The sequence below is a fragment of the Shinella lacus genome (assembly GCF_010994755.1).
GTDB lineage: Bacteria > Pseudomonadota > Alphaproteobacteria > Rhizobiales > Rhizobiaceae > Shinella > Shinella lacus.
Window position 1 is genome coordinate 61,490 of record NZ_WHSB02000017.1, and the last position, 15,154, is coordinate 76,643.

14 protein-coding genes are annotated in these 15,154 nt (G+C 62.8%); 2 read left to right on the plus strand and 12 right to left on the minus strand.

What is annotated here, in order from left to right; all coding sequences use genetic code 11:
- Window positions 1-45 precede the first annotated feature (45 nt).
- The 5 genes from GB927_RS29015 to GB927_RS29035 all read right to left on the minus strand — a co-directional run bounded on the left by GB927_RS29015 (window position 46) and on the right by GB927_RS29035 (window position 6,534).
- A complete protein-coding gene (locus tag GB927_RS29015) occupies window positions 46-1,137 on the minus strand; it encodes an ABC transporter ATP-binding protein (RefSeq protein WP_256120703.1) in 1,092 nt (363 codons plus the stop codon).
- A 23-nt stretch (window positions 1,138-1,160) separates the two neighbouring features.
- Entirely contained in the window at window positions 1,161-2,813 is a 1,653-nt protein-coding gene (gene bglA, locus GB927_RS29020) for a beta-galactosidase BglA (RefSeq protein WP_256120704.1), read from the minus strand.
- 82 nt (window positions 2,814-2,895) lie between these two features.
- Window positions 2,896-4,041 (minus strand): carbohydrate ABC transporter permease, encoded by a 1,146-nt coding sequence (locus tag GB927_RS29025; RefSeq protein ID WP_256120705.1) that lies wholly within the window; start codon window positions 4,039-4,041, stop codon window positions 2,896-2,898.
- A 1-nt stretch (window position 4,042) separates the two neighbouring features.
- A complete protein-coding gene (locus tag GB927_RS29030) occupies window positions 4,043-5,053 on the minus strand; it encodes a carbohydrate ABC transporter permease (protein ID WP_256120706.1) in 1,011 nt (336 codons plus the stop codon).
- Between the two features lie 143 nt (window positions 5,054-5,196).
- Entirely contained in the window at window positions 5,197-6,534 is a 1,338-nt protein-coding gene (locus GB927_RS29035) for an ABC transporter substrate-binding protein (protein WP_305112863.1), read from the minus strand.
- A 328-nt stretch (window positions 6,535-6,862) separates the two neighbouring features.
- On the opposite strand from GB927_RS29035, the gene GB927_RS29040 reads away from it, so the two are divergent.
- On the plus strand, window positions 6,863-7,891 hold the full coding sequence (locus GB927_RS29040; RefSeq protein WP_256120708.1) for a substrate-binding domain-containing protein: 1,029 nt from the start codon (window positions 6,863-6,865) through the stop codon (window positions 7,889-7,891).
- 38 nt (window positions 7,892-7,929) lie between these two features.
- Here GB927_RS29040 and folD read toward each other — a convergent pair whose 3' ends face one another.
- Window positions 7,930-8,829, minus strand: a complete 900-nt coding sequence (folD, locus tag GB927_RS29045; protein WP_256120709.1) for a bifunctional methylenetetrahydrofolate dehydrogenase/methenyltetrahydrofolate cyclohydrolase FolD — start codon at window positions 8,827-8,829, stop codon at window positions 7,930-7,932.
- 436 nt (window positions 8,830-9,265) lie between these two features.
- Between folD and GB927_RS29050 the strand changes: the two genes are divergently transcribed.
- A complete protein-coding gene (locus tag GB927_RS29050; RefSeq protein WP_256120710.1) occupies window positions 9,266-10,063 on the plus strand; it encodes a WecB/TagA/CpsF family glycosyltransferase in 798 nt (265 codons plus the stop codon).
- Window positions 10,064-10,111: 48 nt separating this feature from the next.
- On the opposite strand, the gene GB927_RS29055 is transcribed toward GB927_RS29050, so the two are convergent.
- The 6 genes from GB927_RS29055 to flhA form a co-directional block, all read right to left on the minus strand.
- On the minus strand, window positions 10,112-10,642 hold the full coding sequence (locus tag GB927_RS29055; RefSeq protein ID WP_256120711.1) for a hypothetical protein: 531 nt from the start codon (window positions 10,640-10,642) through the stop codon (window positions 10,112-10,114).
- Entirely contained in the window at window positions 10,639-11,007 is a 369-nt protein-coding gene (locus GB927_RS29060) for a hypothetical protein (protein WP_256120712.1), read from the minus strand. The genes GB927_RS29055 and GB927_RS29060 overlap by 4 nt, the downstream gene beginning before the upstream one ends.
- Before the next feature lie 4 nt (window positions 11,008-11,011).
- Window positions 11,012-11,584: a rod-binding protein gene (locus GB927_RS29065; RefSeq protein WP_256120713.1), complete on the minus strand. Its 573-nt coding sequence runs from the start codon at window positions 11,582-11,584 to the stop codon at window positions 11,012-11,014.
- A gap of 281 nt (window positions 11,585-11,865) precedes the next feature.
- Window positions 11,866-12,264, minus strand: a complete 399-nt coding sequence (locus tag GB927_RS29070) for a hypothetical protein (protein WP_256120714.1) — start codon at window positions 12,262-12,264, stop codon at window positions 11,866-11,868.
- A 2-nt stretch (window positions 12,265-12,266) separates the two neighbouring features.
- A complete protein-coding gene (gene fliR, locus GB927_RS29075; RefSeq protein WP_256120715.1) occupies window positions 12,267-13,019 on the minus strand; it encodes a flagellar biosynthetic protein FliR in 753 nt (250 codons plus the stop codon).
- A complete protein-coding gene (gene flhA, locus GB927_RS29080; protein ID WP_256120716.1) occupies window positions 13,016-15,103 on the minus strand; it encodes a flagellar biosynthesis protein FlhA in 2,088 nt (695 codons plus the stop codon). The genes fliR and flhA overlap by 4 nt, the downstream gene beginning before the upstream one ends.
- Window positions 15,104-15,154 lie beyond the last annotated feature (51 nt).

A 15,154-nucleotide genomic window follows, 5' to 3' on the forward strand; every position in this document is an offset into this window, starting at 1 on the left:
GCGGCAGGGCTAAATCCTGCCGCCCCGCCGGTTTCGTGTCAGGTTTCAGGGCGCGCGATAGCTTTTGCCGGCTGTATCGAAAAGATGCAGCTTCGCCCTGTCCGCCGTGAAGCGGATCCGGTCGCCGCGCTTGACGGCGAGGATGCCCGGAATCTTGGCGATGATCGGCTCGCCCTGCACGAGACCCTCGATGTAGAGCAGCGTCACCTCGCCGAGCGCCTCGACGATCGCCACCGTGCCTTCGAAGAGGAAATCATCGCCTGTGGAAATCTGGAGATCTTCCGGACGCACGCCGAAGCTTGCCGCCTTGCCGACTTCGGATGAAGCCGTCGCGATATCGACGGCGGAGGTGCGTCCGCCGGTCAGTTCCAGCACGGTCGCGGCGCCGGTAGACGTGATCTTCGCCGGGATGATGTTCATGGCCGGCGAGCCGATGAAGCGGGCGACGAAGAGGTTTGCCGGGCGCTCGTAGAGTTCCAGCGGAGGACCGACCTGCTCGATATGGCCGGCCGACAGCACGACGATGCGGTCGGCGAGCGTCATCGCCTCGACCTGGTCATGCGTCACGTAGATCATCGTCGTGTCGGCCATCTGCTCGGAAAGCTTGGCGATCTCGATGCGGGTGGCGACGCGCAGCGCGGCGTCGAGGTTCGACAGCGGCTCGTCAAACAGGAAGACCTTCGGGTCGCGGCAGATGGCGCGGCCGATGGCGACGCGCTGGCGCTGGCCGCCGGAGAGCGCCTTCGGCAGGCGGTCGAGATATTTGGTGAGCTGGAGGATATCGGCGGCCGCGCGCACGCGCCGGTCGATCTCCTCCTTGCTTTCGCCGGCAATGCGCATGCCGAAGGCCATGTTGTCGAACACGGTCATGTGGGGGTAGAGCGCGTAGGACTGGAACACCATGGCGATGCCGCGCTTGGAGGGCGGCACGTCGTTGACGCGCTCGCCGTCGATCATCATCTCGCCGCCGCTGATCTCCTCCAGACCCGCGATCATGCGCAGCAACGTCGACTTGCCGCAACCGGACGGGCCGACGAAGACGATGAACTCGCCCTGCTTGATATCGAGATCGATGCCGTGGATCACGTCCACCGCGCCGTAGGACTTGCGGATATCCTTGAGAACCAGCCCTGTCATGTTCCTACCTCCCCTTTGGTCCGTTACGCGAAGCGGGCGAAAAACCCGCTCCAGGCCGGAAGTTCGATGTTTTCGTCATGCATCATGCTGTCGAAGCCGTGGCCTTCCAGAACGTCCAGCGTGCCGGAAGGCAGGTCGGCGAGGCGTGCGACCGGGCTCATGTTGAAGGCGCAGAAGACCTTCTCGTTGCCGTGCGTGCGCACAAAGGAGAGGATCGCGCCTTCGGCCGAATGGAACTCGATCTCGCCCTTTACGAGCGCGACGTGCTCCTTGCGGAAGGCGAGGAAGCGGCGGTAATGCGCGAGCACCGAGGCCTCGTCGCCCTCCTGCACATTAACCGCGCGCTCCAGATGCACCTCCGGAACCGGAAGCCAGGGCTTGCCCTGGCTGAAGCCGCCGGATTGCTCGCGGCTGTCCCAGACCATCGGCGTGCGGCAACCGTCTCGGCCCTTGAAATCCGGCCAGAACTGGATGCCGTAGGGGTCCTGCAAGTCCTCATAGGCGAGATCGGCTTCCGGCAAGGCAAGCTCCTCGCCCTGATAGATGCAGACCGAGCCGCGCAGCGACATCAGCAAGCTCGCCAAAAGCTTGGCATGGGCGTCGTGATCGGTGACGGCGCTGCCCCAGCGGCTGATATGGCGCATCACGTCATGGTTCGAGAAGGCCCAGCAGACCCAGCCCTCGGGGGCCGCCTTTTCCAGCGCGCGCTGCGTTTCGGCGACGAAGGCCGGCGTCAGCGGCTCGGGTGCCAGGAATTCGAAGGCGTAGCACATGTGCATCTTGTCGCCGCCGGACGTATATTCGCCTGCGATTTCGAGGCCGCGCTGGCTGTCGCCCACCTCGCCGACGGCGGCGATGGCAGGGAACTCCTCCATGACCGCGCGGAAGCGCTTCAGGAACTCCAGGTTCTCCGGCTGGTTCTTGTCGTAGAGATGTTCCTGGTAATTGTAGGGGTTCACGGCCGGCGCCGTCTGGGCGTTGCGGCGCTCGGGGGCGAGCGACGGGTTGTCGCGCAGTTCCTTGTCGTGGAAGTAGAAGTTGATCGTGTCGAGCCGGAAGCCATCGACGCCGCGCTCCAGCCAGAAGCGGGCGACCGAGAGCAGCGCGTCCTGCACTTCCGGGCTGTGCAGGTTGAGATCCGGCTGCGAGGTCAGGAAGTTGTGCATGTAATATTGCAGGCGCGTCGGATCCCACTGCCAGGCGGAGCCGCCGAAGATCGACAGCCAATTGTTGGGCGGCGTGCCGTCCGGCTTGGAATCCGCCCAGACATACCAGTCCGCCCGCGGATTGGTGCGCCGGGAACGGCTTTCGACGAACCAGGGATGCTTGTCAGAGGTGTGCGAAAGCACGAGGTCGATCATCACACGGATGTTGAGGCGATGGGCCTCGGCGATCAGCGCGTCGAAATCGGCGAGCACGCCGAAGATCGGGTCGACGTCGAGATAATCCGAAACGTCATAGCCGAAATCCCGCATCGGCGAGGTGAAGAAGGGCGAGACCCAGATCGCGTCTGCCCCGAGGGAGGCGACATGGGCGAGGCGCTCGGTGATGCCCCTGATATCGCCGATCCCGTCGCCAGTGGTGTCCTGATAGGAGCGCGGATAGATCTGGTAGATCACCGCGCCACGCCACCAGTCCTTGTCCGGGGTCAGAAGCGTTGAACTCGACGTCGTCATTCTGGTCAGTCCTGTACTTTTCTTGTTTCTCACGCAATTGCGGACGCAAAACCGCTTAACACTTTTGCTGGAATTGCTTTTGTCAGCCGCCCTTGACCGAGCCCGCCAGCAGGCCGCGCACGAGATAACGCTGCAGGCTGAAGAACACGACGAGTGGCACGATGATGGTGATGAAGGCCGAGGCCGTGAGGATTTCCCAGTTGCCGCCACGCGAGCCGAGCAGGTTCACGAGACGTCCCGTCAGCACCAGTTCCTCATTGCCCGCACCCAGGAAGACCATGGCGACGAGCAGGTCGTTCCAGGTCCACAGGAACTGGAAGATGGCGAAGGAGGCAAGTGCCGGGAAGGATAGCGGCAGGATGATCTTCACGAAGATGTCGAAGTCGGACGCGCCGTCGACGCGGGCGGATTCCAGGATCTCGCGCGGCAGGCCGGCCATGTAGTTGCGCAGCAGATAGACCGCGAGCGGCAGGCCGAAGCCCATATGGGCGAGCCAGATGCCGACATAGGTTTTTGCCGGCACGCCGAAGAAGGCGCCCACGCCGTTATAGAGCCGCAGCAGCGGGATCAGCGACATCTGGAGCGGCACGACGAGCAGGCCGACGATGACGGCGATCAGGATTGCCCGGCCCGGAAAGGGCATCCAGGCGAGCGCATAGGCGCAGAAGGCGGCGACGAGGATGGGGATGATGGTGGCGGGGATCGCCACCGTCAGCGAGTTGATGAAAGAGGCGCCGATGCCTTCGGCATTCAGCACTTCGCGGTAGTTGTCGAGCGTGAAGCGCGAGGGCACTGCTGCCGTGTAGAAGATGCGCTGGCCGCGCGTGCCTTCCATGCGGGTCGGCGAGACGATCTCGTAGCTGCCGTCCTCCTTGACGGTCAGCGTCTGGCCGTCGCCGATATCGGCCGCAGTGCCGGCCTCGAAGGCGGTCGGCTGCAAGGGGCGGAAGCCGAAGGCGGAGACCTTTGCGTCGTCGCCTTCCAGCAGGTTGCCGGAAATGACGAACTTGCCGTCACGCTCGACCTGCGCTTCCGGGGCTGCGGCACGGCCGGTCAGGTTCTGCGAGGAGGTGGAGAGCGCCGTCCACCAGCCGGAGACGGCGAGCTGGTCCTTGTCACGCAGCGACGAGATCAACAGGCCCGCGGTCGGCAGCGTCCAGAGTGCGACGAGCAGCAGGACGGAGAGATGGACGACGAAAATGAGCGGCGAACGGGACGTGGCGATCATCTCAGTGGCCCTCCATTTCCTTGGTGGCGTTGCGGATGTTCCAGATCATGATCGGGATGACGAGGATCATGATGACGACGGCGATGGCCGCGCCGCGCCCGAAATCCCCGCCGCCGCGGAACATCCAGTCGAACATCAGGTTCGCCAGAACCTGCGTCTGCCATTGCCCGTTCGTCATGGCGAGCACGATGTCGAAGACCTTCAGCACCAGGATGGTGATCGTCGTCCAGACGACCGCGATCGTGCCCCAGATCTGCGGCACCATGATCTTGAAGAAGATCTGGAAGCCGTTCGCGCCGTCGATGACCGCCGCCTCGATGGTTTCCTCGGGAATGCCGCGTAGCGCGGCGGAGAGGATGACCATGGCGAAACCGGTCTGGATCCAGATCAGGATGACCATGAGGAAGAAGTTGTTCCAGAAGGGAATGGTCATCCAGGCTTCCGGCGAGCCGCCCATGGCGACGACGATCGCATTGAGGATGCCGATCTGTTCGGAGCCTTCCGCGCGGTAGTCGTAGACGAATTTCCAGATGACGGCGGCGCCGACGAAGGAGATCGCCATCGGCATGAAGATCAGCGTTTTCGCGATGTTGCCCCACCAGATGCGGTCGGTCAGCGCGGCGACGATCAGGCCGAAGAAGGTGGCGAGCGCCGGCACCACGAGCAGCCAGAGGAAATTGTTGAAGATCGACTGGCGGAATTCGCCGTCGTTGATCATCCAGGCGAAATTGCTGAAGCCGACGAACTGCTGGCCGGTGCGGTCATGGAAGGCGAGCCGGACGGATTCGAAGACGGGATAGACGAGGTAGACCGACAGCGCGATGAGCGCCGGCGCCATGAACAGCCAGGGCCGGATCGCATTGGTGATGCGCAGGTTCTTCGAGGCCTGCGCCCCCGTCAGCCCCTTGGAGGGGAAGATCCTGTCGAGCAGGAAGTTCGTTCCGAAGAAATAGACGACGCAGGCGAGAACGCCCCCGACCATCGTGAAGATGGCGAATAACAATTGCTGCATGGCGATCCCTCCCCTGGAAACTTCCCCGCAATGTATTTTTACGGTCACGTCGAGCGCTCACGCGGAGCGCCCGCATGGTCCGGCTGCACTTCGGCATGCTTTGGGAAAACCGGCGGGCGGCCGCCCGCCGGTTCACCGGGATGTTATTTGATGGCGTCCCAGGCCTTCTGGGCACCGTCGGCGACATCGGCCGCGGACTTGCCGCCGACGAAATCGACCATGCCGGTCCAGAACGCGCCCGCGCCGATCTTGCCGGGCATCAGGTCTGAACCGTCGAAGCGGAAGGTCGTCGAGTTGAGCAGGATTTCGCCCTGCTTCTTCATCGGCGCGTTGGCATAGGCTTCCTTGTTGGCGCTCTTGTAGGGCGTCAGGAAGCTCGTCTGCGCCATCCACAGCTCATGCGCGATCGGCGTCTTCAGGAATTCGATGAAGGCGCGGGCGGGCGGCGTGTCCTTGGTGATCATGGCGAGCGTGCCCGCACCGAGGACCGGGTTGCCGAGCTCCGGCTTGCTGGCATAGGGCGGCATGTAGAAGAAGTCCGCATCCTCGCCGACGACCGTGCCCTCCGGGAAGAAGGACGGGATGAACGACGCCTGGTGGTGCAGGTAGCACTTCGGCGGCGAGGCGAAGAGGCCCTTCGGGCTGTCGCGGAAGTCGGTGGAGGCAACCGCCGCCGCACCGCCATCGACGAACTTGTCGTTCTTGGCGAACCAGCCGAATTCGTCGATCGCGCCGACCACGGCGGCATCGGTGAACGGGATCTGATTGGTGACCCACTTGTCGTAGGTTTCCGGCGAGGCGGTGCGCAGCATCAGGTCTTCGACCCAGTCGGTCGCCGGCCAGCCGGTGGCGCCGCCGGAACCGAGGCCAATGCACCAGGGCGTGCCGCCGTCGGCGACGATCTGCTCGGTCAGAGCCTTCAGGTCTTCCATGGTCTTCGGCACTTCATAGCCGGCGTCTTCAAAATTTTCCGGCACGTACCAGACGAGCGACTTCACGTCGATCTTATAGGGGAAGGCGAAGAGTGCGGCATTGCCGTCCTTGCCCTTGTAGGTCGAAAGATCGACCCAGGACTGGCCGGCGGCGTAATTGTCGAGCAGCCATTGCTTGGTCTCGTCGCCGAGCGGGCTCAGGTAGCCCTTGGACGCGAGGTCGGCAATGAGGCCCGGCTGCGGCAGGATGGCGACATCTGGCGGGCTGCCGGCCTGGGTGTCGATGACGATCTGCTGCTCGTAGTTTTCGGAAGAGGAATATTTGATCTCGACGCCCGTCGCCTCGGTGAAATAGGCGTAGACGATCTTGAAGAGCGCCTCGTCCTCACCGCGCCAGGGGCCGAAGATGGTCAGCGTCTGGCCCTTGAGGTCGTGACCCTTCTTGAAATCCTCAAAACTCTGCCAGTTGAACTTGGAATCTTCGCCGGGCTTGAATTTCAGCTCGGCCGCGGCGCTGCCCGCCATAAAAAGCGCGAGCGCAGCCGTCATCAGCAACGTCTTTTTCACGAGATTTGCCTCCCATAGCAATCCCGCCCTCTCCCGGGGCAGGCATCTTCTAAAATACCCCAAAATTCAAAGCGCTTTGGATTTCCTTTCATCCCATTTCCCCCCAAGCTTCGTCAAGTACCCCTCAACAATTTGAACGTGAAATCGCCGTATCTAACGCAGTGCAGCGTAGTTTTGCGGCGCAAAATAGCCAAAACAGCTTTTCCTGTTTGATTTGCTGATGTTAGATGCCAAAACGCTTTGAGATAAATTCAGGGACAGAAAAGTCAAATATTCAAAGCGCTTCGATTATTTCAAGAAAGCTAAGCATGTGAATCTCAAGCAGTTATCGCAATTGCTGGGCCTCTCTCAGACAACCGTGAGCAGAGCGCTGAACGGCTATCCGGAGGTCAATGCCGAGACGCGCCAGCGTGTTCTCGATGCCGTACGGGAGACGGGATATCGCCCGAACCGGGCCGCCCAGCGCCTCGCAACCGGCCGCGCGGGCTCGATCGGCCTCGTCATGCCGACCGCCGATGGCATCGAGTCCGACGTGCATTTCGGCGAATTCCTCGCCGGTCTCGGCGACGAGGCGGTCAAGCACGACTTTCATTTCGTCATCAATCCCAGCCACCCCGACGAAGAGGTCGCAACCTGCCGGCGGCTGGTGGCGAGCGGCAATGTCGATGCGCTGTTCCTCGCCTATATGCGCGTGAAGGACCCGCGCATCGCCATGATGAAGACGCTGAAGACGCCCTTCGTCGTGCATGGCCGCTCGATCGGCGTGCCGAACGACTACCCCTTCCTCGACATCGACAATACCGGCGCCTTCTACGATGCCGCGCGCCTGCTCGCGCAGCTCGGCCACCGGCATTTCGCGCTGCTCAACGGTCCCGACTATCTCGCCTATTCGATCCGCCGCAAGAAGGGCACGGTCCGCGCGCTCGCCGAATACGGCCTGGTGTTGCGCGACGACTGCGTGGAACATTCGCAGATGACGGACGAACACGGTTTTCGCGCCATGGAGCGTTTCCTCCGCCTCGAAACACCGCCGACCGCCGTGCTCTGCTCCAGCACCGTGCTGGCGCTCGGCGCCGTGCGGGCGATCAGCCAGGCGGGGCTGAAGCTCGGCGTCGACATCTCCCTCATCGCCCATGACGACGTGCTGCCGATGCTGAAGCCGGAGAATTTCATGGTGCCGCTGACGACGACGCGCTCGTCGCTGCGCGCCGCCGGCCAGCGCATCGCCCGCCGCCTGATCGCCAGCATCCTCGATCTCGAAACCCTGCCGCAGCAGGAGCTCTGGAAAACGGATTTGATCGTGCGCGCCTCGACGGGACCGGCGCCGGCGGGGAAATGAAAAGGCGCCCCGCGGGGCGCCTTACATCGTTGGACAAATCAGAACTTCGGCGGCGTCCTGCCGGCCTTGCGGTAGGCGGCGATGACGGTGTTGGCCATCAGCATGGCGATGGTCATCGGGCCGACGCCGCCGGGGACCGGCGTAATGGCGCCGGCGACCTTGGCGCATTCCTCGAAGGCGACGTCGCCGACCATGCGCGACTTGCCCTCGCCCTTCTCCGGTGCGGCAATGCGGTTGATGCCGACGTCGATGACGGTGGCGCCCGGTTTCACCCAGTCGGCCTTCACCATTTCCGGACGGCCGACGGCAGCCACCAGGATATCGGCATTGCGGCAGACCGCAGCGAGGTCCTTGGTGCGCGAATGGGCGGTGGTCACCGTCGCGTTGGCGGCGAGCAGCAGGGCGGACATCGGCTTGCCGAACAGGTTGGAACGGCCGATCACCACGGCGTTGAGGCCGGAGAGGTCGTTGCCGTGCGTGCGACGCACGAAGACCATGGCGCCGGCCGGCGTGCAGGAAACGAGACCGCCATCGAGATCGCCGGTCGCGAGCTTGCCGGCATTGACGACATGCAGGCCGTCGACGTCCTTCTCCGGCCTGATCGACTGGATGATCGGCTCGGAATTCAGGTGCTTGGGCAAGGGAAGCTGCACGAGGATGCCGTGAACGCTTTCGTCGGCGTTCAGCGTCTCGACGAGGCGGGCGAGTTCTTCCTGCGTCGTCTCCTCCGGCAGCGTGTGCTGGATGGAGGTGAAGCCGCATTCCTTGGCCATGCGGCTCTTGGAGGAGACATAGGCGTGGCTGGCCGGGTCGTTGCCGACGATGACGACGGCGAGGCCGGGTTTTACGCCCGCATCCGTCTCCAGCGCAGCGGTCGCGGATTTTACGGCGTCAATCACGGAAGCGGCAACCTGCTTCCCATCGATAATGGTGGTCACATTTCTCTCCCTGAATGATGTGCCCCACTCTAGTGGGGCGGCCGCGCGGCGGGATGGCCTCTTAACGCCCTATGCTGTCCAAAACACATAATTTCAAGCGCGCGTTGCGGGAAACCGTCGGTGCGGTGGATTTTCCTGTCAGCGATGCGAGAGCCATGCCTGCCGCATGACGGAGCCCGCATAGCAGGCGAAAAGTCCTTTTTTGACGCAACCGCAAGGTTTCTTCCGATGGAAAGCCGCGGAGGTTCGCGAAAAATATCTCTTCATTTCAGCAGCTTATACCGACGGTCGACGACATGGTTAGGAAAGCGTGAACGCCACCCATAGGCTTTTCCCGAAAACCTTAAATGGCCCTTCAGGCGAAGTTGTTAAACCCGACGTAGAACAGAACGCGCATTGCGGGATCGGCCAAGACCGTCCCGGAAGGAAGCTTGTCATGAACCTTATGTCGGGCAATATCGTCGCCTCGCAACGGGATATTCTCGGCCTGCCGGTCTGCGATCTCGGCTGGGCGGAGGCCTTCGCCTTTGCCGAAGAGGTGGCGACTATGCCCTTCGGGCAGAGCGTCATCGCCTTCATCAATGCCGGCAATGCCAACCTGATGATCCGTGACCCGGAATACCGCGCCGTGCTGGAACGCCAGATCGTGCTACCGGACGGCCACGGCGTCGACATCGCCTCCATGCTGTTCCACGGCCGCAAGTTCCCGGCAAATCTGACGGGCACGGATTTCGTCCCGGCCTTGCTCACCTATCTTGCCCGGCCGATGCGCGTGGCGATGATCGGCGCGCAGCAGACGACGCTGATGCAGGCGGCGGAGAATTTTCGCCGGCATGCGCCCTGGCACGATTTCCTGCCGATTTCCGACGGTTTCTTCGACCGGGCGGCCTCCGACGCGGTCATGGAGCGGGTGCGCGAGGCGAATGCCGATATCCTGCTCGTCGCCATGGGCAGCCCGGCGCAGGAAAAATGGATCGACCGCCATGTCGGCCCCGGCCATGCCCGGCTCGTACTCAGCGTCGGCAACCTGTTCGATGTGGTCGCCGATGCGCCGCACGCGGCGCCGGGCGGCATCCGCCGGCTGCGGCTCGAATGGCTCTACCGCCTGGTGAAGGCGCCATCGCGCCTCAGCCGCGCCGACTTTTCCTTCCTCTACCATGTGCTGCGCTACAAGTTTTCCGGCACGGGCGAGGCGCATGACAGGAACGATACGGCAAAAGCCGGCTCGCTCTGAGGCGGCCGGCTCTTATCGATCGATAAAGATGTGTTCAGGCGGTGGGTCTCAATGCCCGCCGCTTTTTTCCGCGGGCTTGCCGGCCGGAACCTCGCCCTTGACGAGCGTCTGGCCCTTCTTCGGCGCCGGGTCCTGTACGGAGGCGGTGGTAATATAGTCGATCTGCTCGACATAGACCTCCGCGATCACCTCCGCACCAAAACGGCGGTTCAGCCCCTCCTTGACGATGCCGCGAAAGGCATCGACGTCGAAGCTGCCGACCGTCGCCACGTCGATCATCTTCTTGCCGACGAGCAGCGTATAGAGCTCGTCGGTGATCATCTGCGGCAGGGGCACGGTCTGTTTGGCGGCAAGCTCCTTGTTCGCCTTGTAGGCGAGCTTGGTGAGGAGGTAGCCGCTGACGCCGCCCTCCCCGATCACCGGCACGGTCGTCGTATAGCCGCTGACGAACTCCATGGCCGCCTCGCGTTCCGCGGCCGTCGTATCGACCTTGGGGGCCGAGGCCATCTTCAGCGAAAAATAGACCGAGGCGAGCGTGATCGCGAGGATCCAGACGCCGGTGCCGATGAGCTTGATCATGTGCCGTAACTCACGCGGAACTGTTCCTGCGAATAGGTGCCGTCGGCTTCGAGGTCCTGCACGGCATTCTTCAGGATGCTGACGACCTCACGCACCGCATCGAGATGGGCGGAGACGCGCTGGGCGTTGGTCGCGAGCTTTTCACGAACGCGGCCGAGCTGCGTCGAAAACGTCCGCGGCACCTCGTCCGGGCGCACATCGCGCGTCAGCATTGCCAGCTCGTAGAGGCAGCGGCTCTTGTGGGCGTTCGAGGTCGGCAGGTCGAATTCGGGATCGCTGCCGATATTGTCGTTCTCGTTGTCGATGATGGTCTCAAGCCGGCCGAGGACGGTGCGGATCCGGAGTTCGTTGGTCGCCTGTTCCATTTTGTTATGCTCCGCTTACGCTTTTCTTGTCATGTTCCTTGATGCCCGGCGTCAGGTCGGCAAAGGCCTCCCGCTGCAGGGCCTGCACCATGCCGGATGCGACACGGTCGGTATTCTTGTCTTTTTCCGGGGACGCGGCGCCGATGCCGCTGCTCTTGGCCAGGCTTTCGGCAATGCCGATGCCGCCGCCCTTGGCGATCGCCGTGCCGAGCTGGTCGGCCATCATGCCGCGCCACATCTCGCCGGCCGTGCCCTTGCCGTACATTTCTTCGCTGTCTGCCGGCAGCATGGATTTCACGAAATTCTGCAACACCATGGCTTCGAACTTGCGCAGGTGCTCCGGCACGGACTTGCCGCCGACGGCGGAAACACCCTGACTCGACGCATGCGCACCAGCCGAATCCCTGTTGAGGATGCTGCCGACGGTGGCCTGGAAACCGGCGCCCGCTTCCGCGAGGCTCGTCGCCTCGAAGGCGGCGCGGTTCGATTTCAGCTTGGCTTGCGCTTCCTGAACCTGGGCCGGGTCGGCGGCGCGCACGACATCAAGCACCAGATCGCTGGGGGGAGAAATTGCCACGTCCTAAAGCCTTTCAGGTGTTTCCTGCAAGCCGGACCCGTCCTCATGGCGGTCCGCCGGCCTTTGACTGTTTGGGACATCGGGATCGTCCGCGCCGCATCTGCGGCTGCTTCGACAAACCTCGTCATCGTCCTGATGCGACTATCGCTGCTCAACCTTACGGGAGGCTGGTGGCGGATGACGAAGTCGTGACGGCATCGACTGCCGAATCCACTCTGACGCAAGCTTCCATGAGACGGCGTTAAATCGCGTTTCATTACAAAAGCTTGGCGGAAGAGTGCCTAGTCGTCGCTCTTCTTGTAGGCGATGTGCTGGTCGATGAGGTCGTAGATGGAATTGTCGGCGGCCTCGCGGTCCTCGGCGCTGCGCGCTTCCTTGCGGTGCTCTTCCATGCGGTCGCCCTTGGTGCGCTCGCGCACCACGCGCATCTCGTGCATCTGCTGAACGTTCGCCAGCATGTGGTCCTGCTGCTGGAGCTTGCTGTACTGGCCGGAATAGTGCCGCGAAAAGCTGCGATGCACCGGATCGAGCGAGTTGATCGCGCCGATGACGGCATCCATCGTCTCCGCCACTTCCTGGCGCTGCTGCGTGGTGTTGGCGAGGTCGATCTCGGCCATCTTTTCCAGGTGACGCTGCACGGAGACCAGGCGTTTCAGCTTGTCCGAACGGTTCTGCGCCATCGTCATCGCCCCTGGAAGACGGGAATGAAGCCGGCCGCGAAAATTTCAAGCAGCGAGGAAATGCCGAAATACATTAGCACCAGGCCGCCCAGGATGATGAAGGGCAGCGAGACGAAGTAGATCGGGATCTGCGGCGCCAGCTTGTTGACGAGGCCGATGGAGACGTTGAACACCAGGCCGTAGAGGATGAAGGGGCTCGCGAGCCGCAGCATGATCATGAAGGTCTGGCTCAGCGTATCGGTGAGCGAGATGAGCGCGCTCTGCGGATTGAAGCCTTCGCCGAGCGGCATGACATTGTAGGATTCGATCAGCGCCCGCATGACGACATGGTGGAAATCCAGCATGAAAAGCACGAGCAGGCCGGCAAACGAGAGCAGGTTCGTCAGCTGGTTTTCGGCGGTGTCTTCGAGCACGTCCGGCGTCGGCGGCGCGTTGAAGCCCATCATCATGGTGAGCACCGTGCCCGCGAATTGCAGGCCGAGCACGTAATAGCGCGCGATCAGGCCGATGACGGCGCCGGTCAGCGTTTCGAAGACGATGAGCTTGAGATAGCCGTCGAGCGAGCCGGAGGTGCGCGGGTAGATGACATCCCACATGATGGGCAGCACCGCCATGGAGATCGCCACCGCCAGGAACAGGCGGATCTGCATGGAGAGGCGCGCGGAGGAAAAACCCGGCAGCAGCATGAAACACCCGCCGACACGGCAAAAGGCGGCGAACAGCGCCAGCACCGTGCCCTGCGGGTCCGTTATCATGAAATGGAGCCGAGAATCTTGATCTCGATGCCCTTGGCGAGCTCGACATGCGAGAGAACCGGCAATGTGGCGAACAGGCGCTCGATGATCATGCGCACATAAGTGCGCGATTCGGGCGACGTGACCAGTACGAAAGGCGTGCCGCGGTCCAAAAACTCGCGGATAACCCGGGTTGCCTGCTCGGAAAACTCTTCGAGCTGGCGCGGATCGATGTCGAACTCGACGATTTCGCCCTTGGTGTCGCGCTTCAAGGCCTGGTGGAAGACCATGTCCCACTTGTTGCCGAGGCGCAGCACCGGTAGCACGCCGTTTTCGGCGAGATCGCCGCAGATCTGCTGAGACATGCGGATGCGGACATGCTCGACGATTTGCTCGGTCTTGCGGACATGCGGCGCGAGTTCGGCGACCGCTTCGAGGATGAGGTGCAGGTTGCGGATCGAGACGCGCTCGGCAAGCAACAGCTTCAGGACGGCCTGGAGGCCGGAATAGGACATGTGCGACGAGCAGATTTCGTCGGCGAGCTTGCGGTATTCCGGGTCGAGGCGCTCGATCAGCACCTTGACGTCCTTGTAGGACAGGAGCTGCGGCAGGTTGTTGCGGATGACTTCGGAGAGGTGCGTGAGAACCACCGAGACGTTATCGATCGGGTGGAAGCCTTCGCGGCGCAGGTCGTCTGCGAAGGTTTCGAGGATCGAGACCGCCGGCATGCCGAAGGCGGGTTCGCGGATATCGTCGCCCGGCACGCTCGGCTTGCGCCCGCCGCCGGTGACGACCAGCACTTCGCCGACGCGCACGATGTTGGACGCGATCGTCGTGCCGTGGATGCGGATTTGGTAGGATTTGTCGGGGATCGAGATGTCGTCGGAAACCTTGATTTCCGGCACGACGAAGCCGTATTGCCCGGCGAATTTCTTGCGCATCTTGCCGACGCGGAAGGCCAGTTCCTGGTGCGCGCCGAGCAGACGCGTGGAGACCTGCTTGCCGAGCAGAAGCTCGATTTCGGCGGTCTTCAGCACCGACTTAACCGAATCCTTCTCCTGGTCGCGCGTCTGTTGGACCTGTTTGGCCTCGTCGTCCCGGCGCGCCTTGTTCTCCGCTTCAATGCGGCGCGGGATCATCCACGCCCCGAAGGCCATGAGACCACCGAGCATCATGAACGGGAAGAACGGCAGGCCCGGAATAACCGCGAGCATCATCATCAGGCCGGACGCGACGAAGAGCGCACGTGGATAGCCGGAGAGCTGGTTGACGACCGCCTGATCCGTCGAGCCTGCCGTGCCGCCGCGCGATACGATGAGACCCGCGGCGAGCGACACGATAAGGGCCGGGATTTGCGAGACCAGGCCGTCGCCGACCGAAAGCTTGACGAAGACATCGGCCGCTTCCGACAGTTCCATACCGTGGCGGAAATACCCGATGATGATGCCACCGAAGACGTTGATGGCGGTGATGAGCAGGCCGGCGATCGCGTCGCCGCGCACGAATTTCGACGCACCGTCCATCGAGCCGAAGAAGGAGCTTTCCTCTTCCAGTTCGCGGCGACGCAGCTGCGCCTGTTTCTCGTCGATCAGGCCCGCCGAAAGGTCGGCGTCGATCGACATCTGCTTGCCGGGGATGGCGTCGAGGGTGAAACGCGCGCCGACTTCGGCGATACGCGTCGCGCCCTTGGTGATGACGATGAAGTTCACCACGATGAGGATCATGAAGACGATGAGACCGATGACGAAATCGCCGGACATGACGAGGCTGGCAAAGCCTGCGATCACGCCGCCCGCCGCATCATGGCCCTCGTTGCCGTGCGAGAGGATGACGCGGGTCGTGGCGATGTTGAGCGCCAGCCGGATCATCGTCGCGATCAGCAGAACGGTCGGGAAGGACGAGAAATCGAGCGGGCGCTGGATCCACAGCGCCACCATCAGGATCAGGACCGAGAAGGCGATGGAGAAAGCCAGCCCCATGTCGATCATGAAGGCCGGAATCGGCAGGAAGAGGATCGACAGGATCGTCAGGATGCCAACGGCGAACGCGATATCGCGGCCGTTTGGGCTCACCTTCGGAATGCTGATTGCCGGTACTTGCGCCATCGAAAGAGTTCCCGTCTCGTCATGAGAGGCGGCGGCGCGTCACACGCGCCG

Bases quoted from the DNA above. Each gene is read 5' to 3' on its own strand.
- GB927_RS29025 (WP_256120705.1), bottom strand. From the start codon at position 4,041: ATGATCGCCACGTCCCGTTCGCCGCTCATTTTCGTCGTCCATCTCTCC.
- GB927_RS29055 (WP_256120711.1), bottom strand. From the start codon at position 10,642: ATGATCAAGCTCATCGGCACCGGCGTCTGGATCCTCGCGATCACGCTC.
- GB927_RS29050 (WP_256120710.1), top strand. From the start codon at position 9,266: ATGAACCTTATGTCGGGCAATATCGTCGCCTCGCAACGGGATATTCTC.
- GB927_RS29015 (WP_256120703.1), bottom strand. From the start codon at position 1,137: ATGACAGGGCTGGTTCTCAAGGATATCCGCAAGTCCTACGGCGCGGTG.
- flhA (WP_256120716.1), bottom strand. From the start codon at position 15,103: ATGGCGCAAGTACCGGCAATCAGCATTCCGAAGGTGAGCCCAAACGGC.
- GB927_RS29030 (WP_256120706.1), bottom strand. From the start codon at position 5,053: ATGCAGCAATTGTTATTCGCCATCTTCACGATGGTCGGGGGCGTTCTC.
- GB927_RS29035 (WP_305112863.1), bottom strand. From the start codon at position 6,534: ATGACGGCTGCGCTCGCGCTTTTTATGGCGGGCAGCGCCGCGGCCGAG.
- GB927_RS29070 (WP_256120714.1), bottom strand. From the start codon at position 12,264: ATGGCGCAGAACCGTTCGGACAAGCTGAAACGCCTGGTCTCCGTGCAG.
- bglA (WP_256120704.1), bottom strand. From the start codon at position 2,813: ATGACGACGTCGAGTTCAACGCTTCTGACCCCGGACAAGGACTGGTGG.
- GB927_RS29060 (WP_256120712.1), bottom strand. From the start codon at position 11,007: ATGGAACAGGCGACCAACGAACTCCGGATCCGCACCGTCCTCGGCCGG.
- fliR (WP_256120715.1), bottom strand. From the start codon at position 13,019: ATGATAACGGACCCGCAGGGCACGGTGCTGGCGCTGTTCGCCGCCTTT.